Below are 26,957 nucleotides of genomic sequence, written 5' to 3' on the forward strand. Positions count from 1 at the left end.
CATGGACGTTTAGCTCAGCTGGGAGAGCACCTGCCTTACAAGCAGGGGGTCACAGGTTCGATCCCTGTAACGTCCATCAAGATTTTAAATCAATAATGAAATAAAGAGAATACCTTGTTGGGTGTTCTCTTTATTTATATATCTATAAAATTAGGGCAGTATGATACAGTTGTTTCTGATATAATGGATATTAGGTGCATTCATGATATTTATCAGTTGTGCTAATAAATGAAAGGAAACATGATATGTCAGATTATGCCGTGAAGTATGAGTTGCTTCATGTAGAAAAACATACAGGTGCCAGGTTAGGGAAAATAACAACCCCTCATGGTGAAGTGATGACGCCAATGTTTATGCCCGTAGGGACACAAGCAACAGTTAAAGGTGTGTCACCACGTGAATTAAAAGAAATTAATTCCCAATTTATTTTATCTAATACATATCATTTGTGGTTAAGACCTGGAGATGAATTAATTGCACAAGCTGGTGGTCTTCATAAATTTATGAATTGGGATGGACCTATTTTAACTGATTCTGGTGGGTTTCAAGTTTGGTCACTATCGGATCATAACCATATTACAGAAGATGGTGTAACATTTAGAAATCATTTAAATGGGGATAAAATGTTTTTATCACCAGAAGTGGCGATGAGAATTCAAAATAATTTAGGATCAGATGTCATGATGCAACTTGACGAAGCAATCCCTTATTTTGAGACCTATGACTATGTTAAAAATTCTGTTGAACGGACATCACGTTGGGCTGAACGGGCGCAAATTGCGCACAAACGACCAGATGATCAAGCATTATTTGGAATAGTTCAAGGTGCTGGGTTCCGTGAACTTAGAAAACAGTCAGCACAAGACTTAGTTTCTTTAGATTTACCAGGATATGCAATTGGTGGTTTGTCTGTTGGTGAATCAAAAGCTGAGATGAATCGTGTCTTAGATTTTACGGTACCATTTTTACCATCAAATAAGCCTCGTTATTTGATGGGGGTTGCGGCACCAGATTCTTTAATTGATGCTTCTATACGAGGTATTGACATGTTTGATTGTGTTTTGCCGACGCGTATTGGTCGTAAAGGAACGTTGCTGACATCGAACGGTCGCATAGTTATTAAAAATGCTAAGTATAAAAATGACTTTTCGCTAATAGATCCCGAAACTGAAGACTACGGTTCGCAGCATTTTACGAAAGCTTATTTACATCATTTGTTTAAAACAAACGAATTATATGGTCAGACAATTGCTTCTGTCCATAATTTACGTTATTTATTAAAGTTGATGGAAGATATGCGTCAAGCAATTGCAGAAGATCGCTTACTTGAATTTCGTGAAGAAACATTAAGCAAATATGGTTATTTTGAACCAAATGCCCGTCTATTTTAAATTAAAAATTGTTAACACACTTAAGGAGAAAAATTTACTATGAACGCAAATATCTTAATTTTAGTTGTCTTTATCGCTGCAATGTACTTTATCATGATTCGTCCACAACAAAAAGCCCAAAAGAAGCGTCAAGCCATGATTAATGATGTCCAACCTGGTGCGCAAATTGTTACTATTGGTGGTATGCATGGTACGGTTGCTTCAGTAAACAAAGAAGCACGTACGTTTGAATTGGATGCTGAAGGCATCATCTTGGTATTCGAATTGTCTGCTATTCGTCAAGTTTCTAAGGAAGGTAACAAAGTTTCAGCTGAAACAACCGTTGTACCAGAAACAGAAACAGAAACAAAAGCCATTGAAGAAGATACAACTAGCGAAGACAAATAAGATTGCTACACTAATTAGCTAGAAATCAAAATTTTAGGCAGTTAACGCTTAGGCAGTTAACTGTCTATTTTTATGTATGTGTTTGATAATATAGATAAGAGGTGAGGTGTATCATGACAGATTTTTTGGAAATGCCAATACATTTAAATACTGACCGCCGAATTTTGCATGTTGACATGGACGCATTTTATGCGCAAATTGAAATGCGTGATAATCCATCTTATCGAAATGTACCGTTAATTTTGGCACACGACCCAAGAAAAACAGGTGGTCGTGGCGTTGTGGCAACAGCGAATTATTTAGCGCGTGAATTAGGTGTACATTCTGCAATGAGTGCTGCTGAAGCTGTTAAATTAGCGCCCCATGCTGTTTTTGTAACACCTGATTTCCCAAAATATCGTGATGTTTCTAGACAATTACATCAAATCTTTAAACGATACACACAAAAAATTGAACCGATAGCTTTTGATGAGGCTTATTTAGATATTACGCAGATGAGTTCGAACCATCGAAAAGCTGTGGCTTTAGCACATGAACTACAGCAAGTTATTTATGATGAACTTGATTTGACTAGTTCCGTAGGGTTGTCATTTAATAAATTTTTAGCAAAATTAGCGTCAGAACATAATAAGCCTAGTGGTATCACCATTATAAATGAAGAAGACATTCGTCCGTTTTTAGATAAACTTCCCATTCAAGATATACGGGGCGTGGGGACAAAAACGGCAGAACAGATGATAAAATTAGGTATAAATACAGGAGCTGATTTATTTGCAACGTCACAAAGTGATTTGGCGAATACATTTGGTAAAAGTGGTTATGCATTTTATGAACATATTCGAGGTGTTGATAATCGTCCAGTTATGTGGCAAAGGGAACGAAAATCTTTAGGAAAAGAACGAACGTACGGCCCATTTTTAGATACGGAACAAGCAATTTTGGACGAATTAAAAAGTTTAGCGCAACAATTAGCAGATATATTAATCAAGGAACGTCTACACGGAAAAACTTTAGTCTTAAAACTAAGAGATAGCGATTTTAATACTGAAACAAGACGTGAAACAATTATTGATTTTCTACCAAATGATGAACAAGAAATTTATCGCATCGCCCAGGATATATTTGAGGGATTGGGTGGTTATCAAAAACCAATTCGCTTGTTGGGACTAACTATGACTAACTTAGCAGCATTGTCATTTGAGAATATAGTCTTAAACCTATATGAGTAGCATTTTACACAAATTTTCTGCTATACTTACATATATTGCCGTTTTATCTTTACCATTACCACCAATGTGCAATTGAAAAAATTTTTTTAAAGAATAGAGATTTACATATGACAGCGCAAACTGCAATTTTGGCGCAAATAAAAGCTGCGCAAACCATTATTATTCATCGTCATCAACGACCAGATCCAGATGCTTTTGGCTCACAATTTGGTTTGGCAGAACTAATTAAAACATCTTTTCCACAAAAAGAAGTACATGTCGTTGGGAAACCCGTCCCTAGCATGTCTTGGATGGGAAAAATGGAAAAAATTCCAGATAAGCTATACGATCATGCACTGGTAATTGTGACAGATACTGCTAACTCACCACGAGTAGATGATCGTCGTTTCGATTATGGTAAGATATTAGTGAAAATTGATCATCATCCGAACGATGAACCATATGGTGATTATACTTGGGTTATTGAAGATGCATCTTCAACATCAGCTATGATTTTTGCTTTTTATCAAGAGTTTAGTGATGAGTTAAAATTATCTGATAAAGGCGCTGCCTATTTATATGCCGGCATTGTTGGTGATACGGGGCGTTTTTTGTATGGCACTAATTCAACAACAATGAATATTGTTTCGGAATTGATGAAATTTAAATTCGATTGGGTAACTATTAATCAACAAATGGATACTATTTCATTACCAGCGGCTAAAGCATCCGGTTATGTTTATGAACATATGACGACTACAGAGTATGGGTTTAATTATATTATTTTAACGAATGATATCGTTGATGAATTTAATTTAGGTGACTTTGGAACGGCTTTTATTGTCCCGTTGTTAGGAAAAGTTAATACAGTTAAAGCATGGGCTGTATTTGAACAACAAGATGATGGTTATTTTAGGGTAAGATTACGGTCACGGAATATCGTAATTAATGAAATTGCCAAGCGTCATGGTGGTGGTGGCCATGAACTTGCTGCGGGAGCAACTGCAAAAAATATAGATGAAATTCACGACATCATTAATGAAGCAAACAACTTATTAAAGGAGCAAACAATTAAATAATGGCGAAATTTACTGATTATAATTTACGTCCAGAGATATACCAAGCATTAGACGATATCCATTTTACGGAACCTACCACGGTGCAATCGCGATTGATTCCAGTAATTTTACAAGGTCGTTCGGTAGTGGGACAGTCACAAACGGGTTCAGGAAAGACACATACATTCTTGATTCCAATTTTTCAAAAATATGATGCTAAGAATGATCGAGTTCAAGCAGTTATTACAACCCCTTCACGAGAATTAGCACAACAAATTTATGAAGCTGCTAAGCAAATGGCAACGACGTTTAATGATGATGTGCAACCTTGGATTGGGTTGTATGTAGGTGGTATGGATAAGACTCGCCAAATTCATCAATTAGAACATAGACAGCCACAAATTGTTATTGGTACACCAGGCCGAATCAAAGATTTGTATCAAGCAGGTGCATTAGACATTCATACTGCTAATACATTGGTTGTGGACGAAGCAGATATGACGCTTGATATGGGATTCTTAGCTGATGTGGATGCGATTGCTAGTGCTATGCCAGAGGAATTGAAAATGCTAGTATTTTCGGCAACAATTCCACAAAAGTTGCAACCTTTCTTGAAAAAATATATGTCTAATCCAGTGCTTGAAGAGATACCTTCTGAAACAGTCATTGCGCCAACAATTAAAAATATTTTAGTTGGGACAAAGGGTGAGACTAAAGATACGTTGATTTACAACTTGTTGACGATGGGGAACCCATATATAGCTTTGGTGTTTACTAATACGAAGACACGTGCACGTGAATTAACAAAGAATTTACGTGGTCGTGGCCTTAAAGTAGCTGAAATTCATGGTGGCATTCAACCGCGTGAACGTAGGCGTACGATGCAACAAATCCAACATTTGGATTATCAATATGTTGTTGCAACTGATTTGGCTGCACGTGGTATTGACATTCCTGGTGTGTCTTTAATTATTAATGATGGTATTCCAACTGAATTAGAGTTCTTTATCCATCGTGTCGGTCGTACTGGTCGTAATGGTATGTCTGGAACTGCTATCACCATTTATAATCCAGATGAAGAAGACCGAGTACAAATGGTTGAAAACATGGGCGTGAAATTCGAACCAATGACTTTTGCACATGGTGAATTGAAGCCAGGATATGATCGTCGTCGTCGTCGTCAACGTTCAAAGACGACTGCTAAACTTGATCCAACGATGATTGGGATGGTTAAAAAGAATAAGAAGACTGTAAAACCTGGCTACAAGCGTCGCATTAAAAATAACATTGCACGTGATGAAAAATACAAAAAGCGGGTTGCTGAACGTGAATCTTTGCGTGCGACAAAGAAAGCCAAAAAGAAGGCACATAAGAAATAAACGTGATGTTTAGTGCAACAAATGTCTTAAAAAAAGAGAAAAATTATCCAAGGGTATGCTATAATATGCTCAAGGACATGTTAGATTTTTTTCTTAGAGCTGACAGAAACGTTGTGTTAGATGTGAACAACGCTAAGATTTATCTAAAGCTACCTTGAAGCTACTGTTTACGAAAGTGGACCGCTTGCTAGCGATATCAGCACATTAAGAGGTAATGATACAGACTATCATTGCAATCAGAGTGGTACCGCGTTTTAGCGTCTCTGTTATTGCAATGAGGGTCTGTTTTTTATTAATATTTTTTGAAATGAGGCTTACATAAAAGATGAAAGAATTATCATCGGCTGAGGTTCGTAGTTTATTCCTACGTTTCTTTGAAAGCAAGGGACACAAAATTGAACCTTCTCAATCATTGATTCCAAAAGATGATCCAACGTTGTTATGGATTAATTCAGGTGTTGCGACCTTAAAAAAGTATTTTGATGGTTCGGTCGTACCCGAGAATCACCGCATTACAAATGCACAAAAATCAATTCGTACAAACGATATTGAAAATGTTGGACACACAGCACGTCACCATACGTTATTTGAAATGATGGGGAATTTTTCAATTGGTGATTATTTTAAAGAGGATGCAATTCCTTGGGCCTGGGAACTATTAACTAGTTCAGATTGGTTTGGTATGGATGAGGATAAATTATATGTAACAGTTTATCCGAATGATGATGAAGCAAAAGATATTTGGCTAAATAAAGTTGGTTTACCTAAAAATCATCTTTATGAAGAGCCAGATAATTTTTGGGACATTGGCGAAGGTCCTTCAGGGCCAGATTCAGAAATTTTTTATGATCGTGGCGCAGAATTTAATGATGCCGATGAATCAGAAAATTATCCGGGTGGTGAAAACGAGCGTTACTTGGAAATCTGGAATTTAGTATTTTCACAATATAATCATTTACCTGGTTTGTCGGATAATAAGGATTATCCTGAATTACCAACTAAAAATATTGATACGGGTATGGGACTAGAACGTGTTGTTTCTGTTTTCCAACATGCAAAGACGAATTTCGAAACAGATTTATTTTTACCGCTTATTCACAAGACTGAAGAAATTTCAGGACAATATAAATATGGTAACGATGATACAAAAGATATTTCATTTAAAGTAATTGCTGATCACATTCGTGCAGTTACATTCGCAATTGGTGATGGTGCATTACCTTCAAATGAAGGTCGTGGTTATATTATTCGCCGTTTACTACGTCGTGCAGTATTGCACGGTCGTAAATTAGGTATTAGCCAAGTATTTCTAAAGGAATTAGTGCCTGTTGTTGGCGATATTATGGTGTCATATTATCCTGAAATATCAGAAAACAAAGAGTACATTGCTTCAATTGTTGAAGCTGAAGAGGTGCGTTTCAATAAAACGTTATCTGATGGTTTGTCACTGCTAGACGAAGTCATTGCAGCGGCTAAGGCTGACAATGGTGTTATTGATGGTGAAGTTGCATTCAAGTTATATGACACATATGGATTCCCATATGAATTAACAGATGAATATGCAACTGATGAAGGTTTGACGGTTGATCGTGACGGCTTTGATACACAGATGAAGGCACAACAAGATCGTGCACGTTCAGCACGTTCTAATAAGGCTTCAATGGGTGTTCAAAACGAATTGTTGACAAGCTTAAAGACGGAGTCGACTTATGTTGGTTGGTCTGAATTAACAGTTGATAATACTGATTTAGCTAACTTAATCGTTAATAATGAGCTTGTTGATGAAGTTGATCAAGGTGAGGCGCAAGCTATTTTTGCTAAGACACCATTTTATGCTGAAATGGGTGGACAAGTAGCTGATCTGGGTAATATTTATGGTGAGGACGGTCAAGTTGTCGCTAAGGTAACGGACGTTCAAAACGCACCAAATGGTCAGCATTTGCACACCTTAACTGTGTTAGCGCCAATGACTGTCGGTAAAAGTTATAAGCTTGATGTAGATCGTGCTTATCATGCGGCAGTATCAAAGAACCATACAGCTACTCATTTGTTGGATCAAACTTTGCGTAATTTACTGGGTGAGCATACAACACAAGCTGGTTCGCTTGTCACGGCTGATGTTTTGCGCTATGATTTCACGTACAATGGTCCTGTTTCAGCAGAAAAGTTGCAAGAAATTGAAGATACCATCAATGAAAAGATTATTGCAGATTTGCCAGTAACTTGGGTTGAAACAGATATTGAATCAGCAAAGAAGCTAGGTGCAGTTGCTGTCTTTACTGAAAAATATGGTGAAACAGTCCGTGTCGTATCGATTGGTGATTATAATGTTGAATTTGATGGTGGGACTCACGCAGATAGCACTGCAGCATTAGGAATGTTTAAGATTGTAAGTGAGCAAGGTACTGGTGCTGGTGTTCGTCGTATTGAAGCAGTTACTGGTGCTGGGGCTATGCGTTTGTTTAAGCTTCATGATGAGTGGCTAAATGATGTCGCAACTCAAGTTAAGGCACCACAACTTTCTGAGATTAATGACAAAGTTGTTGGTTTGCAAACAGCTTTGAAGGATGCCGAACGTCAAGTTGCTTCATTAGAACAAAAGTTGGCTAACCAAGCAGCCAATGATGCGTTCGCAAAGCCACAACAAGTGAATAATTACACGTTGATTGCAACTGAAATGGCGGTCGAGTCAATGGATGTTTTGCGTTCAACAGCAGATAATTGGAAGCAAAGTACACCATCAGATGTTTTGGTGTTGGCAGCTAATTTGGGTGAAAAAGTGAACTTGTTAGTTGCTGTTTCACCACAAGCTATCAAACAAGGCATTAAAGCTGGTGAACTTGTTAAAACTATTGCACCAGCAATTGGTGGTGGTGGTGGTGGTCGCCCTGATATGGCACAAGCTGGTGGTAAAAACCCGGCTGGTATTACAGATGCCTTTAAAGCAGCGACTGAGTGGCTACAAACAAAGTAATAAGATTGTTACTTATTATATGAGGGAAACCTCACGAGGAGGTTGTTTACAATGCGTTCATTAGATAATACAGCTGTGTTTAACTTTGGCAAGGATGAGCCACATGATGTTCGAAAGATGTTAGAAGTGGTTTATGCAGCATTAGAATCAAAAGGTTACAATCCAATTAATCAAATTGTTGGTTATTTAATTTCAAATGACCCGGCGTATATTCCACGTGTAAATGATGCACGTAATTTAATTCGTAAATTTGAACGAGATGAAATTATCGAGGCACTTGTAACTGACTATCTATCAAAATAGAAATTAATGGTATAGGAAGAGGTCGATATGGGACGTATTATAGGTTTGGATGTCGGTTCTCGAACAGTGGGTGTTGCTGTGTCTGACCAGTTTGGTTGGACTGCTCAAGGTGTCGAAATTATCCAAATAAATGAAGATGAAAAAGAATTTGGTATTGACCGGATGAAAGAGTTAGTGACTAAGTATAATCCAACCGGTTTTGTGTTAGGATTACCTAAAAATATGAATAATACATCAGGACCACGTGTTGATGCTTCACGCGCTTATGGTGAACTTTTAAAAGAAACGTTTGGGCTACCCATCGATTTTCAAGATGAGCGTCTCACAACGGTAGAAGCTGAACGGATGCTGATTGAAGAAGCAGATACATCACGTAAGAAACGTAAAAAAGTTATTGATAAGCTAGCAGCTGGTTTGATTTTGCAAAATTATTTGGATCGTAAAGGCTCACTAGTCAAGTAGGAGGTAAACACATGGACGAAGAACAAGATATTATTACATTAGTTGATGATAATGGGGATGAACAATTATTTGAGGTACTATTTACTTTTAAATCTGAAGAATTTGGTAAGTCATATATTATTCTATATCCAGCTGGATCAGGTGAGGATGAAGAAGTAGAAATGATTGCATATGTCTTTGATCCAGAAGAAACAAAAGAAGCTACTGAAGGTGGTTTAACACCAATCGAAGATGATGCTGAATGGGCGATGGTTGAAGAACATCTTAATCAGTATTTAGAAGAACAAGAAGATTAATTTTTTTGTTAAGGACATCTAGCCGAATCGTTTTGGGTAGATGTCCTTATTTTTATAATAGGAGTAATGATATGGCTGAAGAAGAAATTTTTATTTTAACAGATCATGATGGTTCTGAACGTGAATTTAAAGAACTGTTTTCTTTTGATTCAAAAGACTTTAATCGTGCGTATATTATCTTAGAACCGGTATCTGTAAATGAAGGTGAAGATATGGATGTTGTTCCGTTTATCTATGATAAAGATGCAGACGAAGGCATGTTACAACCACTTGAGACGGATGAAGAATACGACATGGTTGAAGAAGTTATGAATACAATTTTTAACGATCCAAAATTACAATAATGTGTTGCCGTTTCAAAAATAAGTAATTATTTTTGAAACTTTTTTTTGGACAATTTTAGGATAAGGACGTCTTTTTTTATAAAAGAGGTGGCTTATGATAAAAATTAAAGCAATTTATTATCGTTATCGTAATCAGATGTGGTTTAGTCTGTGCTTAATTTTGTGTGGTATTGGGTTATTAATTTGGTGGCAAATGGCGCAAGGTACTACAACAACAGAATCAAGTAATGTCGCAACAATAACGGCTAATCAAAAAGATGATAGTCAGCATAATACTGCAAATGGGCACCAAAGTATAAAAAAAGGGACACAGCAAATTGTTGTTGATGTGAAAGGCGGCGTCCATCGACCTGGTGTGTATTATTTTACGCAGGAGCCCATTGTGGCAGATGTGTTAAGTAAAGCAGGTGGTATGCTACCGACTGTAAATAGTGTGCGAATTAATTTAGCAGCTTGCTTGACTAATGGGCAGGTTTTATATATCCCAATTGGTGATGAACAGCAGCCAGTTGAATATCCATTACCTGGGAATATGCAATCGCAAGGACAAGTTAGTACCGCTACTAACATAGATGGCGATGAAGGAAAGCTTAATTTAAACACAGCAGATATTACTGACTTACAAAATTTACCAGGTATTGGTGAAAAACGTGCGCAGGATATCATTAATGAACGTGAAAAATTGGGCGGATTTAAGCGTGTTACTGATTTGCAGGAAGTTAGTGGCATCGGTGAAAAGACATTTGCAAAATTGGAGCCGTTAGTAACTGTATGATGTCAGGGTATTTATTAGTTAGTGGACTGTGTTTAGCAACTGTTAATTTAATGTTATTATTTCAAGTTTGGTGGTTGCTACCATTTTTATTATGGTTTTTGTCATTATTATATTTTAAATTTTCGAAACCATTTTTAAGCACAGTAATTGTTGTAAGTGGGATCGTTTATTTTTTGGGTTGGCAAGTTAAAATTAATCAATTAATTCGATTACCTGTTGGTAACGTGAAAACGCAAGCAATTATTCATCCGGATGATGTGCAATTTAAAAATAATAAAGTAGTGGGAACAGGACGCTTGTTAAGTGGTGAAAACATACGTATATTTTTTGATAATCAAAACGATATGATTCATTTTAAAAGTAGTACGGTAAAACCAATTTTGATTCAGGGTACGGGTGTATTTGAACGGATAAATGTCGCAAGAAATGAATTTTCATTTGATCCACGATCCTACTGGCAAAGTCGTGGAATTGTTCATCGTATTAAATTTAAAAAATTAAAAATACTGGGTTATGCTAAACCAAATGACTTTATAACGTTGATTAAGTGGACTGTTCATAATTACCATTATAGGTTAACTAATTGGTTTGAAGGTTTACCAACTGGACTAAGAGATTATGGTGAAACTTTATTGCTTGGTTATACAAGGCCTGATTTTTACGCAGAAAATGGTGGTATTCAATTACTAGGATTAATGCATTTATTTAGTATTTCTGGCTTTCAAGTAGCGGGTATTTATCAAATATGGCGTAGCATTGCTCGACGCTGTGGTGTGCAACGTGAACATTCATTAATTATTGTTCAAATGTTATTGGTTGCATTATGGTTATTTGCCGGTGGCGTTCAATCATTGGTACGACCAATTTTACTAGGAATTTCTCAAGCCTGGCGTGAACTACGCTGGTTAACAATTGATGCCAAAGATGCATGGGGATTATCCCTGATTGGGGGGGTTATTAATTGAACCGGGTGTCTTACATAATTTAGGAGGACAGTTATCGTACTTATTAACATTTGGGTTACTCTGGTTGTCAAATCGTCCCGGTTGGTATCAAAGCATATGGTTATCTTTTTTTATTTTACCAACGTTACTATGGCATACTTTTAGTTGGCATCCAATTAGTTTAGTTGCTAATCTTTGCATCGTACCGTTGTTTACTTGGTTAGTTATACCAACTATTTTAATTGGTGTTATTGCTAGTTTTATGCAGGTTGCTTTAATTCGTGATATTTGTGAAACATTAATTAATGGCATGCAATATTGCATTAAATGTGGTGAAAAAATTCCGGGAGACTTATTATTTGGCAGGCCACCATTGATGCTGTGTGTAATTATAACGTTATTAACTTTAGGGTGGTTGATTTATAATAAGTACTTATTATCGATTTTAATATGCTTTTCATATTTAATAGTGTGGTGGATCCCGCAAGGATTGCCAGGCGGTTTTGTAACTTTTTTTGATGTAGGCCAAGGAGATGCAACGATTTTACGACCTAAAAATAACGATGTCACAATTGTTGATGTTGGTGGTCAATTACAAATGTTGCCAAATAAGCAGGCCACCGTTAATGATGTGACCACAAATTATCAAGTTGAAGAGTTGGCCCATTTTCTTAAAGGACATGCTATTAATAGCGTACATCGATTGATATTAACACATAAAGATTTTGATCATATCGGTAATTTATCAACATTTTTGGAGATTATTCGAGTTAATAATATCTATATACCTGCAGGGATGGAAAAGCAAACAGCTTTCAAAAAAATGCTTCGCCCACATTTAAAAAAAGGATTGTCTATTAAACCAGTTGTAGTGGGTAAAAAAATATCGAATAATATGTTGATTTGTCATCCAATAACTGAAGGAAAAGGTGAAAATGATGATTCAATCAGCTTGTATATTGACTATGGACACCTGAATCTAATGCTGACAGGGGATTTATCAAAAAGTGGTGAGCAAAAAATAATTGAACGGTTTAAATTACCTAAAATTGATATTTTAAAATTTGGCCATCATGGGTCAAAAACCAGTACTGACGATAAATTTGTAAATCAATTACAACCGACTATTGGCATTGTATCAGCAGGTGTTAATAATCGTTATCATCATCCAAATATAGAGACATTACGGACTGCTAAAAAATATCACGTAAAAGTTTATAATACTGCTGAAAAGGGGATGATAAAAATTGAATGGGGGATATTACGTAAGTACAGGATTAAGTCATTTTATAGTTGAATTAATAATGGGCATAATAGAATAGACATGGTATCTTAATAATAAGAATAAAAATGAAAGGGGATGTTGTTGTGAACGTTACATTAGCAGATATTAGTAATGATGTACAAACTGGGCAACTACAGCCCATTTATTTTGTACAAGGTCAAGACCAATACTTATTAGATTTGGTTAAGCAACAATTTGTGAAAGTTATTCAACCAGAAGATCGTACGCTTAATTTAGCACAATTTGATTTAACTGAAACACCATTGAGTGTCGCAATTGATGATGCTAAATCGGTTCCTTTTTTTGGCGATCGGCGAGTTGTTATGCTCGATAAGCCATACTTTTTAACGGGTGAGCGAACAAAAAGTAGTTTAGAACACCATACACAAGACTTGATTGACTATATCCAGCAGCCTGAACCTCAAACCACGTTGATTATTTTTGCACCATATGAAAAATTAGATAATCGAAAAAAAGTTACTAAACTAGTCAAAGAACGGGCTCGTTATTTATCATTTGTTAATATAAGTGAACAAGAAATAACGAAATTTATAACGCATAAATTAAAAAGCGCAGGGTACCAAATTTCTCAAGAAGCGCAACAAACCTTAATACGACTAACGAATTCATCTTTGACACAAATGATGACTGAAATTGATAAATTAATGTTGTATACAGTCGTAACTAAAAAAATTGAAACGGCTGATGTGAATGCATTAGTGACACGTACCTTAACAGAAAATATATTTGATTTAATCAACTGTCTGCTTAAAGGAAAATTAACACAGGCGGTAAATTTATATCATGAATTATTACTAAATGGTGAAGAACCACTACGTTTGCATGGGGCATTAATTGGTCAATTTAGGTTATTATTGCAAGTTAAAACAAGTGATAAAAGTGAAAAAGGTACAGCCTCAAGCTTAAAAGTTCATCCATACCGTGTGAAATTAGCTAGACAAATTGTTCGTCAGTTTAATTATGTTCGTTTAGCACGGGCATATTTAGGGTTAGTTGCAATGGAGGAACAGCTAAAGTCAACAAGTCGTAACCCTGAATTATTGTTTGAACTATTTGTTTTAAAATACCAACATGAAATGGTTAAGTAAAATACTTGCATTAATTACAAAAGTTTGCTAGTATTTTAGAAGTGCTTTAAGCACGTGACCTTTTACGATGTTTGACGGTTCACCGTCGTCATACATGGTTTAAGGCGACTATTATATTTATGAAAGGTGGATATCCAACAATGGCTATTTCTGCAGAACGCAAAAATGAAATCATCAATGAGTTCGCTCGTCACGAAGGTGATACAGGTTCAGTTGAAGTTCAAGTTGCAGTTTTGACTGCTGACATCAACGAATTGAACGGTCACATGTCAGAGCACAAGCATGACTTTCACTCACAACGTGGTTTGATGAAGAAAATCGGTCACCGTCGTAACTTGCTACGTTACCTACGTAACAATGATGTACAACGCTACCGTGAGTTGATCCAAAAGCTTGGTTTGCGTCGTTAATATTTATTATATTAATCACGTTTTTATTTGACATATTTATCATCGGAGGGAAAAGCGATGCCAATTATTGAGTCATCAATCCAACGTGCCCGCTTAAACAAGGTGCAACGCGAGCGTAACATCTCACAACTTAGTTCATACCGTACTGAAGTTAAGAAGTTCCGCAATGCTGCCGAAGCTGGCGAAGATAACTTGCAAGAGTTATTTGCCGCAGCTTCATCAGCTATCGATCGTGCTGCATCAAAGGGCTTGATTGCTAAGAATAAAGCTTCACGTGACAAGTCACGTTTGGCTTCATTGTTGAACAAGTAATTTAAATTACAAATTAAACAATGTAAAAAAGCTAGTAGCGTTATGCTGCTGGCTTTTTTTGTATCTCATTAAAGTATTCAAAAGAATGTACAACTTATTGATGATTATGAAGTGACTTCCCTATTTTCTACTATGAGCTTATGTGGTAGTATTGTATTAAACATTTAAACGTTGGGTATAGTGATTAAACCCGTGAAATACAACGAGAATAGGAAAATTATGGCAATTACATTAGATATTATGCCGTTTGGTGGTGTTCGTGAGAATGGAATGAACATGTACGCCGTTACGGTCAATGATGAAATATTTATTTTAGATGCAGGATTAAAGTATCCTGAAAGTGACTTATTGGGAGTGGATGTCGTTATCCCTGACTATGCTTATTTAGTTGAGCATGCTGATAATGTGGCAGGAGTCTTTTTAACACATGGGCACGCAGATGCAATTGGAGCTTTGCCTTATTTGCTTTCAGACCTACGTGTACCGATATTTGGATCTGAATTAACGATTGAATTAGCAAAATTAGCGATTCATAATGAACCACGTTTAAAAGATTATGATGATTATCATGTGGTAAAAGGGAACTCAGAAGTTAGTTTTGATGAGGCAACAGTGTCATTTTTTGAAACGACACACACAATTCCGGAATCACTAGGAATTGTTATCGAAACAGCAGTCGGACAAGTTGTTTATACGGGTGACTTTAAGTTTGATACGACAGCACTACCATATTATCGAACAGATTTATTACGCTTAGCTGAAATCGGTCAAAAGGGTGTAATTGCACTATTAGCTGATGCTGCTGGTACAGCTAATTTTGGTATGCCTGATCATGAATCTGATTTAGGTGATTACATCTTAGAAAACTTTTACTTACATAAACAAGGCCGTATTATTGTTGCTGCAGTTGCGTCAAACATACAACGTATTCAACAAGTAATTGATGCAGCTTATAAAGTGGGACGTAAAGTCGTTATTTCTGGTAACGATTTAGAACGTGTTGTTAGAACAGCTTTACGTTTAAAAAAGTTGGTTTTGCCAATTCCTGAAAATGAAATGTTTGTTTCATTAAAAAACCTTGGTAAGTTAGCAGCGGATGAAACAGTTATTTTAGAAACTGGTAAAATGGGTGAGCCAATACGTCATCTACAACGTATTGCACATGGTGATGATCGTAATATTAAAATTCAACCTAATGATTTAGTGTTTATTACAACAACTCCTTCAACGGCAATGGAAGGTTACGTTGCTAGAACACGTGATATGTTATTCCGTGCGGGGGCTACTGTTAAGCAAATTTCAACGGATAAGAAATCTTCAGGTCATGCTTCTAAAGAAGATTTTCAATTGTTGATGAATTTGTTAAAGCCACAAAATGTGATTCCTATCCAAGGTGAATATCGTGTTTTGAATGAAGCTTATAGAGCTGCTGAACAAGTTGGTTACGATGACGATCATGTTTTCTTGCTTGCTAAAGGGGATAAACTACGCTGGGATGGAGAGAAGTTTTATTTGGGTGGTTCTATCCAAGTGACATCAACAATGATTGATGGGTCAGGTGTGGGTGACATTGGTTCAATAGTGCTTAATGATCGTCGCATTTTGTCAGAAGACGGGGTGTTTATTGCGGTTATAACGATTGATCGTAAGAAAAAGAAAGTGATTGCACCAGCAAAAATTGATTCACGTGGTTTTGTCTATGTTAAAACATCGCGTGATTTAATGCATGAAGCTGCTGAATTAGTTGAACAAACAGTTACAGATGGCGTTAAGAATGCTAAAGATTTTGACTGGGGTAACTTAAAAAACGCAGTTCGAGACTCATTGGGAAAATTTTTGTTTGAAAAAACACGACGCAAGCCTGTTATTTTGCCTGTTATTATGGAAGCTAACCAAAATGGTCGCCGCCGTCGTCGTACATCAGCACAACAAAATAACCAAAGTAAGGGTAATGATGGAACGAAGGAAAAGGCCACTAAAAAACAGAATAATAACAAAAAAAGTGTTAATAAGAAGCAAGGGCAAGGCAATAAGGTAGATACTAACGTTGCAAAGCAAAAGTCGAATAAAAATCGGCGTCAAAAAAAGAGCAAGAATAATGTTCAAAATAAGCAAGTGAAGCAAAATGAAACTAGCAGTGAAAAGTAAATAGAACATCATTTTGATGTAAACGGAGATTCTTGTTTGTTTAACATGGTTAAATAAATGAGAATTTCTTTATTTAAAAAATTAAGAGAAAGGATGTTAGGAATGAGTGCAGAATTTAATCAGGAGTTATCCTATAATACTTTAGTTGCTAAAGCTAAAGAAGCAATTAATAATAATATGCTTGACCAGGCATTGGATAGTCTAATAGCAGCTTATCAAATAGAACAAACGATTGTTGTGAATCATTTATTAGTAACAGTTTTAATTGCTCAAAATCAGTATCAAGAAGCACAGATGTATGCTGATGAATGCTTGGATAGTTACTTGAATGATCAACAAAATGTGCAAATGTATCTAAATTTAATTTTGCATAATCATTATTTTTTAAATGCGTGGGAAATTGTGGCAGAATTGCCTAAAAATTGGCAGGATTCTTTTTTTAGTACGATAAAGAAAGCAGAAAACAATTATCGCAACGCACAAGCGCAAACGATTAAGACAGTTGCACGCCACTTTTATCATTTAAGTGATGGCAATCTAGCTGATCAGCAAAAAAGATTGATGGCCGCTAATAAATTACCACGTGATGAATATGTAGTAGGAGCCAAATTCATTTTACAAGATCCATTTTTGACCCAAATGTCACGTGTTTCGGTTTTAGATCAATTAAGACGCCTTCACGTCACAGAATCAGTACAATTTATAAACTTAGCGACAGAATTAGTGACAGTTGTGCCAGCAGAGCTACGAGATATTTTTTCTGACAAAGTGTATCAAAAAGTGATTTCAGTATTAAAAGGGTATGAAAAAAAACTTGGCTCGGACATGATTCATGGGTTAAGCGAACAGATACAACTATTATTGATGTTGGCTTATCCAGATTTAACGTTAGTGATTGAAGATGCAACTAGCTGGGTTGAAGGACTGATAGCAGAAACCTTTTCTTTTCAATTGCCGATAGAATCAGAAAACCAGATTTTTTGGCGACAAAAATTACAAAATTACTTGATAAATATTTTAAATTAAAAGAAAATGCTAATAAGTATCGAAAATAAGAAAAAAATTATTTACAAAAATAAGGAAATTATATATAATAATTTCAGTCTCATTAAAGAGAAGTAAAAAGATTTTCGTATCTTATTGTTTAAGTTATGCAGTATGTGTAGTATACTTGTATTAAGCGATAAGGTTGATTTTAATCAACATGCGAATAATAGGAGGACAAGCTTTTGGCTAAGGAAAATTACGAGCGCACTAAGCCGCACGCTAATATTGGAACTATTGGACACGTTGACCACGGTAAGACTACGTTGACTGCCGCTATCTCAAAGGTACTATCAGATAAGGGATTGGCTAAGCAAGAAGACTTTGCTTCAATCGATGCTGCTCCTGAAGAGCGTGAACGTGGAATCACGATTAACACTGCTCACATCGAGTACGAGACGGAAGCACGTCACTACGCTCACATCGATGCCCCAGGTCACGCGGACTACGTTAAGAACATGATCACTGGTGCTGCTCAAATGGACGGTGCTATCTTGGTTGTTGCTGCAACTGATGGTCCTATGCCACAAACTCGTGAGCACATCTTGTTGGCTCGCCAAGTTGGTGTTGACTACCTTGTTGTATTCTTGAACAAGACTGATCTTGTTGACGATGACGAATTGACTGATCTTGTTGAGATGGAAGTTCGTGAACTATTGTCAGAATACGATTTCCCTGGGGATGATATTCCAGTACTTCGTGGTTCAGCATTGAAGGCCTTGGAAGGTGACGCAGAACAAGTTAAGGTTATTGAAGAGTTGATGGATACTGTTGACTCATACATTCCTACACCAGTTCGTGACACTGACAAGCCATTCTTGATGCCTGTCGAAGACGTATTTACTATTACTGGTCGTGGAACTGTTGCATCTGGTCGTGTTGACCGTGGAACTGTTAAATTGAACGACGAAATTGAAATTGTTGGTTTGAAGGAAGAAGTTCGTAAGACAGTTGTTACTGGTATCGAAATGTTCCGTAAGACTATGCAACAAGGTGAAGCCGGTGATAACATTGGTGCATTGTTGCGTGGTGTTGACCGTAAGGAAATCGAGCGTGGTCAAGTTTTGGCTAAGCCTGGTTCAATCCAAACTCACACTAAGTTCTTGGCCGAAGTTTATGTTTTGACCAAAGAAGAAGGTGGACGTCACACACCATTCTTTACTAACTACCGTCCACAATTCTACTTCCACACAACTGATGTTACTGGTGTAGTTCAATTGCCTGAAGGTGTTGAAATGGTTATGCCTGGTGATAACGTGACATTCGATATCGAATTGATCGCACCAGTTGCCATTGAAAAGGGATTGAAGTTTACTGTTCGTGAAGGTGGCCGTACTGTTGGTGCCGGAACAGTTTCTGAAATCAAAGACTAATTTACAATTTGTAATTTAGTTAGTGCTTAATTGCAAAAAAAGAGTTATTTCATCTTTGATGTAATAACTCTTTTTTTTGAATTTTGTGCTTAAATCCTATATAATTTAATAGGAACTTCTTTATGGTAAACAGAATATTTTATTGTCAAAATAATATGTTTCCGATATACTGTTTAGGTATGTAAAGATAATATTTTTGTCGTTAGCAGTGAATAACTAACGACTATTGGAGGAATAAACATGGCAAATGCAGTTTTCACTAAGGGTGAAGGCAACAAGGGAACGATTAAATTTGAAGTTCCTGTTGACGTATACGAAAAAGGAATTGATGCAGCTTTTAATGAAGTTAAAAACCAAATCAGTGTTCCCGGATTCCGTAAGGGTAAGATGCCTAAGCAGGTATTCTTCCAAATGTACGGTGAAGAGTCATTGTACCAAGACGCTTTGAACAAAATTTTGCCAGATGTTTATGGTGATGCTGTTGCCGAGGCAGGCCTAGTTACTGTTGGTCAACCAAAGATTGATGCAGAATCAATGAATAAGGGTGAAACTTGGGTTTTGACTGCTGAAGTTGAATTGGCTCCAGAAATCGAACTTGGACAATACAAGGGTGTTGAAGTTCCAGCAACTGATACATCAGTTTCTGATGCTGATGTTGATGAAGAACTTGCTCGTATGCAACAAGGTCAATCTGAACTTGTATTAGTTGACGAAGCTGCCAAGAATGGTGATACTGTTGTCATTGATTTTGATGGTTCTGTTGACGGTGTTCATTTTGATGGTGGACAAGCTGATAATTACTCATTAGAATTAGGTTCAAATTCATTTATCCCTGGTTTTGAGGAACAATTAGTTGGGGCAAAGGCAGAAGACAAAGTTGATGTTAAAGTAACTTTCCCTGAAGACTACCAAGCAACTGATTTAGCTGGTAAAGAAGCTTTGTTTGAAGTAGCTGTTCACGAAGTTAAGTCTAAGGAAGTTCCAGCTCTTGACGATGAATTTGCTAAGGATGTTGATGAAGAAGTTGAAACTTTGGCTGAATTAACTGAAAAAGTTAAAGCTCGTTTAGTTGATCAAAAAGCGGCCTCAGCTAAAGAAGCTAAAGAAGATGCTGCTGTAGCTGTTGTTGTTGACAACGCTAAAGTTGTTGGTGATGAAATTCCTTCATCAATGATTGATGAAGATGTTCATCGTCAAATGAACCAAATGTTTGCTTCAATGCAACAACAAGGTATTTCACCTGAACTATACTTCCAAATTACTGGAACTACTGAAGATGATCTTCACAAGCAATATGAAGAAGGTGCTGAGCGTCGTGTGAAGACTAACTTAGTATTAGAAGCAATTGTTAAGGCAGAAGACATTAAGGCTTCTGATGAAGAAATTGCTGCTGAAGTTAAGTCATTGGCTGAATCATACAATATGGCCGAAGACGCTGTTCGCAACGCTTTGTCAGATGACATGTTGTCACATGATATTGCAATCAAATCAGTTGTTGATTTGATTGTTGATTCAGCAGTTGAAGCCTAAAAATATTTAAACAAAAATGTGTGATTCAAACTAGCAATATAAATTTCATTTTTTTATATGACTATTTTGTGCACGATTAATATGGGTAGTACTCGAACTATTTAGGGTACTTTTCAAAATGAGGCTGAGACAGGGATTTGTCTTAGTCTCATTTTGTCTTTTGCCTGTGATAAAATTTTGATACAATGTTTATTGTATCTAAACGAAATGAAAAATATAGGAGGTTGGACAGTGTTTAATACGACTGACGGCTCGAATGGTATTGCGTACTGTTCATTTTGTGGTAAGCCTTCCACTGAAGTAAAAAAATTAATTGCTGGACCTGGTGTTTATATCTGTAATGAATGTGTTGCCCTTGCGCAAGATATTATTAACGAAGATATGCAACAAGATGCAATGGATCGTACGTTGACGCTGAAAACACCTCGTGAAATTGTTGATAATTTAAACGAATATGTGATTGGTCAAGGTGATGCCAAACATACATTAGCAGTAGCTGTGTATAACCATTATAAACGAGTAAACGCAAAATTAACTGGTGACGCAGGTATTGAAGGAGTTGATCTGCAAAAATCAAATATTGCTGTGATCGGCCCAACGGGTTCAGGAAAAACGTATATTGCGCAATCAATGGCAAAGTTACTGAATGTGCCATTTGCAATTGCTGATGCAACCACTTTGACTGAAGCAGGATATGTAGGGGAAGATGTTGAAAACATTCTTTTAAAGTTGCTACAAGCGGCAGATTATGATGTTGAGCGTGCTGAAACTGGTATCATTTATATTGATGAAATTGATAAAATTGCAAAGAAAGCTGAAAATGTATCAATTACACGTGATGTATCTGGAGAAGGTGTGCAACAGGCTTTGTTGAAGATGCTTGAAGGAACACTTGCAAATGTTCCGCCGCAAGGTGGTCGTAAGCATCCTAACCAAGAATTTATTCAAATTGATACCACAAATATTCTGTTTATTGTTGGTGGCGCTTTTGCCGGAATTGAACAAATGGTTAAAGAACGTTTAGGTGCTAAAGTAATTGGTTTTGGTACGGATGCAAAAACACAAAAATTGCAAAATTCCTATAAATCAATTATGCAACAAGTATTACCTGAAGATTTGATGAACTTTGGTTTGATTCCAGAATTCATTGGTCGTTTACCGATTTTAACTGCCTTAGAAGAGTTAACAGAAGATGATTTGGTTCGTATCTTGACGGAACCTAAAAATGCTTTGGTAAAGCAATATCAAGCATTATTGGCTTTGGAATCAGTTGATTTGCAATTTAGTGAGGAAGCTTTAAAAGCGATGGCTCATTTAGCAATTGAACGTGAAACAGGGGCGCGTGGTCTTCGTTCAATAATTGAAGAAGTTATGCGTGATATTATGTTTGAAGTGCCTTCACGAGACGATATTACGGGTGTTGTTATTACAGAAGACGTAGTACTTCATCACGATGCACCAGAATTAGTAACGGAATAGGCGAGGAAAACAATGGAAGTTCATCAAGTTGAAATAGTGATGTCAGCCGTTCGGGAAGCACAGTATCCAACGGATGGGTTACCAGAGGTTGCTTTTGTAGGCCGTTCGAATGTCGGGAAATCATCATTAACAAATGTGTTAATTAATCGTAAATCTTTTGCCAGAACATCTTCACAACCGGGTAAAACACAGACTTTGAATTTTTACAAAGTAGAGAACAGTGTGTTCTTTGTTGACGTTCCAGGTTATGGATATGCCAAAGTTTCAAAAAAGGCACGTGAATCTTTTGCTATTATGATTGGTGAATATTTACGTAAGCGTCAACCGCTTAAGGGTATTGTGCAATTAGTGGATGCACGTCATTTACCATCAAAAGAAGATATTGAAATGTATAATTGGTTAACTTCCGATGACATCGGTTTACCGGTATTGGTGGTTGCGACAAAAGCTGATAAAATTTCGCGTGGTAAGTGGAATAAAGTTGAAGCTGATATTAAACGTGAATTACAATTTAATGCTGAATTATCTGATTTCGAAATTTTTTCTGCAGAAACTAAACATGGAAAAGATAATGTTTGGGATTGGTTGGAAGCACGTATGTTAGATGGTAGTGATTTTGACCCAGCTGATTTTGAATAATATAAAAGCAGGCGCTAGGAAACTAGTTGCCTGCTTTTATTTGTGATTTAATAAGACAGTACTGGATAAGCTGAATACTCATTATTTTTTTGCTATACTAGATACTAATGATAAAATAATGGAGGCTAGCAATATGGCTGAGAAAACACGTTTTAAAGGAACTATTTTAGGAAAAGAACTAACCGTAACAGCAAGTGAGTCACAGGCTCATATGAAAGCGGTTTTTGATTTAGTTAATTCGCAATTAGAGCAAATGCAATTAGCAGCACCAAAATTAGATGAAAATCAATTGCTAACATTATTGGCAATTAATGCAATTTCAGATCAATTAAATATGCAAGTTGAAAAGGATAAAAATAAATAATGACAGTTGTTTCTTGGATTATTATTGGCTTATTGATTTTATCCATGATTCACGGTTATCGATTAGGGTTAGTACGTAGTTTAACAATGCTAGTTGGCCGAGCAATCGTATATGTTTTCGCAATTTTATTAGCACATCGATTTGGAGCATGGTTATACAATGTTTTTGTTAATGGCGTGTCTGCACAATGGACAGCAACACAAATACCAACAAATGCAGTCCATCAACCAGGAGAATTTTTGGCATCTAGTATTGCATTTGCGTTTATTGTTATTATTGGGATGTCAATTGTGAAGGCAATAGAACGTAGTTTACGTTTTATTAACAAAGTACCTATATTAAGTACAATTAATCATATAGGGGGGCTTGTTGTGTTTGGGTTGGTTGTTTATATTGAAATATTTTTCGTTTTACAAATTACGCAAACATTGAGCATTACCTGGTATACCGAGAACATGGCGAATTCTACACTTGCACAAGCGATATTAAATAATACACCTTACCTTTCAGAGGCTGTTTATGATTGGTGGTTAATGTAAATAAGTCAAGGGAAAATGAAAGTAGGTAGTTTAAAAATAATGAATGAAAAAATTTTAAAAACACTAGAATACGGACGAGTAAAGGGTCAAATTAAGCCTTTTTTATCGACTGTGGCTGGTGAATATGAATTGGCTGCATTAATGCCGACTACTGATGCGACAACAATGCAGCAATGGTTGTCTGAGACAGCAGATGCAGCAAAAGTCTTACGTTGGCAAGGCGGAATTAGTATTCCGAAGTTAGCAGATGTCAAACCACATATGCAACGGTTACGGATTAACGCTGCGTTGAGTGGTACTGAATTGGCGCAAGTTGGTCGTATATTATTCACAACGGGACAAATTAGAGCTTTTTTTGAAAATTTAGTTGCTGACCGTGGTGAAGAATTACCAGCCTTGGCAAGATATTATAATCAACTGGTTTTATTACCTGAGTTGACGAGACGTGTGAATGTTGCAATTGACGGAGATGGCAGATTAACGGATGAAGCTTCACCAGAATTACATCGTGTTCGTCAAGCAATCACAGGAACTGAAAATGCAATTCGTCAAAAAATGCAAGATTACACCCGGGGAAAATCGGCGCAATATTTATCAGAACCAATTGTGACGATTCGTAATGATCGGTATGTTGTGCCAGTTAAAGCAACGTATCGTCAAAAGTTTGGTGGTGTTGTACATGATCAGTCACAAACAGGGCAAACGTTATATATAGAACCGGCTGATGTGGTTGATATGAACAATAGACTACGTGAGCATTATCTAAAGGAGCGCCAAGAAGAAGAACGTGTCTTAATTGAATTATCAACGATGCTAGAGCCTGAAGCTGACAATATTCAAAATAATGCAGGTATATTGGGCCATCTAGATTTTGTAAATGCTAAATCACGATATGCTGTTGAGATTAGAGCCATTGAGCCTGAGTTTAGTGCTGAAAATCATGTACGTCTTTTGAAAGCACGCCATCCATTGCTGGATGCTCAAAAGGTGGTGCCTAATGATATCGTTATTGGGGAAGACTATTCTGCTATTATTGTAACTGGGCCTAATACTGGTGGGAAAACGATTACCTTAAAGACGTTAGGACTATTACAGTTAATGGCACAGTCGGGGATTTTTATTCCAGTAGCTGAATATTCAACGGTGGGTCTGTTTAAGGAAATATTTGCTGATATTGGTGATGAGCAGTCAATTGAGCAATCATTATCTACGTTCTCTTCACATATGGTAAATATTATCGATATTCTGTCAGGAATGGATAAAGATTCATTGGTTTTGTTTGACGAATTGGGAGCTGGAACCGATCCACAAGAAGGAGCGGCGTTAGCAATGGCTATTTTAGATGCTGTTGGTGAAACTGGCGCTTATTCTGTTGCCACTACGCACTATCCAGAGTTGAAAGTTTATGGATATAATCGCGCTGACACAATAAATGCCTCAATGGAATTCGATATTGATACATTACGGCCAACTTATAAATTTATGATTGGTGTTCCAGGACAATCAAATGCTTTGGAAATAGCTAAAAGGTTAGGGTTACCGACATCAATTATTGCTAGTGCAACAGCGCTAACAAGTGATGATTCACAAGAATTGAATGATATGATTGCTGATTTGGTCTCACGTCGTAATGCTGTGTTAACCCAGCAAGTAGAATTGACACAAAAAGTTATTGAAAATCGTCAATTAAAAAATGAATATGAGACAAAGTTAGCGGTGATTGATGATCAGCGTGCAAAATCTATTGAAGATGCAAAAAAAGAAGCTAATCATATTGTAGCTGTTGCACGTAAGAAAACGGACAAAATTGTTGCTGACCTACATAAAATGATGCGCGATGGTGCAACAATTAAAGAAAATAAAATTATGGATGCAAAAGGTGCCCTAAATGCGATGCATGAGGAACCATCAGCAGCTAATAATCGTATTTTACGTAAAGCTAAGCGTGCAAAACAAGAACCACTATCAGTTGGGGATACGGTCCTGGTACGAGAGTATGGGCAGCAAGGAACGATTGTGCGTGTTCTAAAGGATGATAAGTTTGAAATACAATTAGGTATTTTAAAAATGATTTTGGCTGCCGATGAGGTTGAAAAACAACAAAGTGCGCCTGTTAAAGAAACGAAACAGACACGTAAGCATAGTAAAAAAAGTCATGTCAATACAAATAAAGCAATAAATCGTGCAGAGGCATCAGCAACTCTTGATTTGAGAGGCGTCCGTTATGAACCAGCTATGGCAGAGGTAGACCGGTTTATTGATAAAGCACTACTAAACAATCTTTCTTCTGTAGAAATTATTCATGGTAAGGGTACTGGTGCTATTAGAAAAGGGGTACAAGAGTACTTACGCTCTAATAGTCAAGTACAATCGTTTAAGTATACTGGCCCAGATCAGGGCGCAACATATGTACAGTTAAAGTAAATGGGCATATGTCGACAAATATCTAGTAAGGGTTTATACTAACAATAAATTAGGAAAAAAGGGGATGTTATAAATGGCTGTAGTAGATATCAATGATAGTAACTTTGTATCAGAAACCGATACAGGCGTAACGTTAACTGATTTTTGGGCAACTTGGTGTGGCCCTTGTCGTATGCAATCGCCTGTTGTTGAGACAGTAGCTGAAAAAATGTCAAATGTTAAATTTACTAAGATGGATGTTGATGAAAATCCAGCAACAGCTCAGGAATTTGGGATTATGGCAATTCCAACATTACTTGTTAAAAAAGATGGTGAAGTAGTTGAACGCCTAACAGGTTTTACACCGGCACATCAACTTGAAGCTATTTTAGCAAAGCATATTAATTAATAAATTTTGTTAGTCATCAACGTTAGCATCTAAGCTAATGTTGATGACTTTTTTTGTTTCAGAAGGATGGATAAAAAAGCATTGACGAATGACGATTGTAGCGCTATATTAATAAAGCACGGTTTTTTATATTTATGTCGTAGTTTTATTGTTTTATAAATCAATTGACTTTGATTGATGATGTGTGTATAATTTATTGAGTTGGCATTTGTTTAATATAATTTAAAATTAATTACTTAATATTTATTTCAAAAAAGTGTTGACAAGATTGTGTGAGTTCTGTAATATAGATTAAGTTGTCAGCGAGACAACAATGTTGATCATTGAAAACTGAATATCGTTTCGATAGAACAAATGTGTAGGGTCTTCAAGCATTAAGCTTGAAACAAAAA

26 protein-coding genes and 1 tRNA gene are annotated in these 26,957 nt (G+C 36.5%); all 27 read left to right on the forward strand.

Annotated elements, in window-relative coordinates; all coding sequences use genetic code 11:
• Positions 1 to 3 precede the first annotated feature (3 nt).
• The 27 genes from FFM61_RS08560 to trxA all read left to right on the forward strand — a co-directional run bounded on the left by FFM61_RS08560 (position 4) and on the right by trxA (position 26,565).
• Positions 4 to 76 (forward strand) — tRNA-Val (locus FFM61_RS08560).
• A gap of 169 nt (positions 77 to 245) precedes the next feature.
• A complete protein-coding gene (gene tgt / locus FFM61_RS08565; RefSeq protein WP_074428069.1) occupies positions 246 to 1,391 on the forward strand; it encodes a tRNA guanosine(34) transglycosylase Tgt in 1,146 nt (381 codons plus the stop codon).
• Positions 1,392 to 1,430: 39 nt separating this feature from the next.
• Positions 1,431 to 1,778: a preprotein translocase subunit YajC gene (yajC, locus tag FFM61_RS08570; RefSeq protein ID WP_074428068.1), complete on the forward strand. Its 348-nt coding sequence runs from the start codon at positions 1,431 to 1,433 to the stop codon at positions 1,776 to 1,778.
• 110 nt (positions 1,779 to 1,888) lie between these two features.
• A complete protein-coding gene (gene dinB / locus FFM61_RS08575; RefSeq protein WP_371258047.1) occupies positions 1,889 to 3,007 on the forward strand; it encodes a DNA polymerase IV in 1,119 nt (372 codons plus the stop codon).
• Positions 3,008 to 3,114: 107 nt separating this feature from the next.
• Entirely contained in the window at positions 3,115 to 4,065 is a 951-nt protein-coding gene (locus FFM61_RS08580; protein ID WP_074428066.1) for a DHH family phosphoesterase, read from the forward strand.
• Positions 4,065 to 5,423 carry a DEAD/DEAH box helicase gene (locus FFM61_RS08585; protein WP_074428065.1) on the forward strand — a complete coding sequence of 453 codons (1,359 nt, stop codon included), beginning with the start codon at positions 4,065 to 4,067 and terminating at the stop codon, positions 5,421 to 5,423. The genes FFM61_RS08580 and FFM61_RS08585 overlap by 1 nt, the downstream gene beginning before the upstream one ends.
• A gap of 325 nt (positions 5,424 to 5,748) precedes the next feature.
• A complete protein-coding gene (alaS, locus tag FFM61_RS08590) occupies positions 5,749 to 8,397 on the forward strand; it encodes an alanine--tRNA ligase (RefSeq protein ID WP_074428064.1) in 2,649 nt (882 codons plus the stop codon).
• A 51-nt stretch (positions 8,398 to 8,448) separates the two neighbouring features.
• Positions 8,449 to 8,700, forward strand: coding sequence for an IreB family regulatory phosphoprotein (locus tag FFM61_RS08595; protein ID WP_042494489.1), 252 nt, complete (start codon positions 8,449 to 8,451; stop codon positions 8,698 to 8,700).
• A 27-nt stretch (positions 8,701 to 8,727) separates the two neighbouring features.
• The gene (gene ruvX / locus FFM61_RS08600) at positions 8,728 to 9,162 is read left to right on the forward strand and encodes a Holliday junction resolvase RuvX (protein ID WP_042494487.1); all 435 of its coding nucleotides are present in this window, start codon (positions 8,728 to 8,730) and stop codon (positions 9,160 to 9,162) included.
• Between the two features lie 11 nt (positions 9,163 to 9,173).
• A complete protein-coding gene (locus FFM61_RS08605) occupies positions 9,174 to 9,458 on the forward strand; it encodes a DUF1292 domain-containing protein (protein WP_074428063.1) in 285 nt (94 codons plus the stop codon).
• Between the two features lie 71 nt (positions 9,459 to 9,529).
• Positions 9,530 to 9,802, forward strand: a complete 273-nt coding sequence (locus FFM61_RS08610) for a DUF1292 domain-containing protein (protein WP_074428062.1) — start codon at positions 9,530 to 9,532, stop codon at positions 9,800 to 9,802.
• Between the two features lie 94 nt (positions 9,803 to 9,896).
• Positions 9,897 to 10,577 carry a ComEA family DNA-binding protein gene (locus tag FFM61_RS08615; protein ID WP_074428061.1) on the forward strand — a complete coding sequence of 227 codons (681 nt, stop codon included), beginning with the start codon at positions 9,897 to 9,899 and terminating at the stop codon, positions 10,575 to 10,577.
• The gene (locus FFM61_RS09225; protein ID WP_083194554.1) at positions 10,574 to 11,542 is read left to right on the forward strand and encodes a ComEC/Rec2 family competence protein; all 969 of its coding nucleotides are present in this window, start codon (positions 10,574 to 10,576) and stop codon (positions 11,540 to 11,542) included. The genes FFM61_RS08615 and FFM61_RS09225 overlap by 4 nt, the downstream gene beginning before the upstream one ends.
• Positions 11,523 to 12,818, forward strand: coding sequence for a ComEC/Rec2 family competence protein (locus FFM61_RS08625; RefSeq protein WP_083194553.1), 1,296 nt, complete (start codon positions 11,523 to 11,525; stop codon positions 12,816 to 12,818). The genes FFM61_RS09225 and FFM61_RS08625 overlap by 20 nt, the downstream gene beginning before the upstream one ends.
• A 71-nt stretch (positions 12,819 to 12,889) precedes the next feature.
• Positions 12,890 to 13,915, forward strand: a complete 1,026-nt coding sequence (gene holA / locus FFM61_RS08630) for a DNA polymerase III subunit delta (protein WP_074428060.1) — start codon at positions 12,890 to 12,892, stop codon at positions 13,913 to 13,915.
• A 140-nt stretch (positions 13,916 to 14,055) separates the two neighbouring features.
• Positions 14,056 to 14,325: a 30S ribosomal protein S15 gene (gene rpsO / locus FFM61_RS08635; RefSeq protein ID WP_040761154.1), complete on the forward strand. Its 270-nt coding sequence runs from the start codon at positions 14,056 to 14,058 to the stop codon at positions 14,323 to 14,325.
• 57 nt (positions 14,326 to 14,382) lie between these two features.
• Complete coding sequence (gene rpsT, locus FFM61_RS08640) at positions 14,383 to 14,637, forward strand: 30S ribosomal protein S20 (RefSeq protein WP_042494477.1); 255 nt, start codon at positions 14,383 to 14,385, stop codon at positions 14,635 to 14,637.
• 219 nt (positions 14,638 to 14,856) lie between these two features.
• Positions 14,857 to 16,785 carry a ribonuclease J gene (locus tag FFM61_RS08645; RefSeq protein WP_074428059.1) on the forward strand — a complete coding sequence of 643 codons (1,929 nt, stop codon included), beginning with the start codon at positions 14,857 to 14,859 and terminating at the stop codon, positions 16,783 to 16,785.
• A gap of 102 nt (positions 16,786 to 16,887) precedes the next feature.
• Positions 16,888 to 17,811, forward strand: a complete 924-nt coding sequence (locus FFM61_RS08650; RefSeq protein ID WP_074428058.1) for a hypothetical protein — start codon at positions 16,888 to 16,890, stop codon at positions 17,809 to 17,811.
• A gap of 203 nt (positions 17,812 to 18,014) precedes the next feature.
• Positions 18,015 to 19,202: an elongation factor Tu gene (gene tuf, locus FFM61_RS08655; protein WP_074428057.1), complete on the forward strand. Its 1,188-nt coding sequence runs from the start codon at positions 18,015 to 18,017 to the stop codon at positions 19,200 to 19,202.
• Between the two features lie 240 nt (positions 19,203 to 19,442).
• Positions 19,443 to 20,732 (forward strand): trigger factor, encoded by a 1,290-nt coding sequence (gene tig / locus FFM61_RS08660; RefSeq protein ID WP_074428056.1) that lies wholly within the window; start codon positions 19,443 to 19,445, stop codon positions 20,730 to 20,732.
• A gap of 231 nt (positions 20,733 to 20,963) precedes the next feature.
• Complete coding sequence (gene clpX, locus FFM61_RS08665; protein WP_074428055.1) at positions 20,964 to 22,211, forward strand: ATP-dependent Clp protease ATP-binding subunit ClpX; 1,248 nt, start codon at positions 20,964 to 20,966, stop codon at positions 22,209 to 22,211.
• 12 nt (positions 22,212 to 22,223) lie between these two features.
• Positions 22,224 to 22,850 (forward strand): ribosome biogenesis GTP-binding protein YihA/YsxC, encoded by a 627-nt coding sequence (yihA, locus tag FFM61_RS08670; RefSeq protein WP_074428054.1) that lies wholly within the window; start codon positions 22,224 to 22,226, stop codon positions 22,848 to 22,850.
• Between the two features lie 133 nt (positions 22,851 to 22,983).
• Positions 22,984 to 23,214: a cell division protein ZapA gene (zapA, locus tag FFM61_RS08675; RefSeq protein WP_042494464.1), complete on the forward strand. Its 231-nt coding sequence runs from the start codon at positions 22,984 to 22,986 to the stop codon at positions 23,212 to 23,214.
• The gene (locus FFM61_RS08680; protein WP_074428053.1) at positions 23,214 to 23,753 is read left to right on the forward strand and encodes a CvpA family protein; all 540 of its coding nucleotides are present in this window, start codon (positions 23,214 to 23,216) and stop codon (positions 23,751 to 23,753) included. The genes zapA and FFM61_RS08680 overlap by 1 nt, the downstream gene beginning before the upstream one ends.
• A gap of 39 nt (positions 23,754 to 23,792) precedes the next feature.
• On the forward strand, positions 23,793 to 26,177 hold the full coding sequence (locus tag FFM61_RS08685) for an endonuclease MutS2 (protein ID WP_074428052.1): 2,385 nt from the start codon (positions 23,793 to 23,795) through the stop codon (positions 26,175 to 26,177).
• A gap of 73 nt (positions 26,178 to 26,250) precedes the next feature.
• Entirely contained in the window at positions 26,251 to 26,565 is a 315-nt protein-coding gene (gene trxA / locus FFM61_RS08690; RefSeq protein ID WP_074428051.1) for a thioredoxin, read from the forward strand.
• Positions 26,566 to 26,957: the final 392 nt, after the last annotated feature.

The sequence above is a fragment of the Weissella hellenica genome, assembly GCF_005405545.1.
Taxonomy (GTDB): domain Bacteria; phylum Bacillota; class Bacilli; order Lactobacillales; family Lactobacillaceae; genus Weissella; species Weissella hellenica.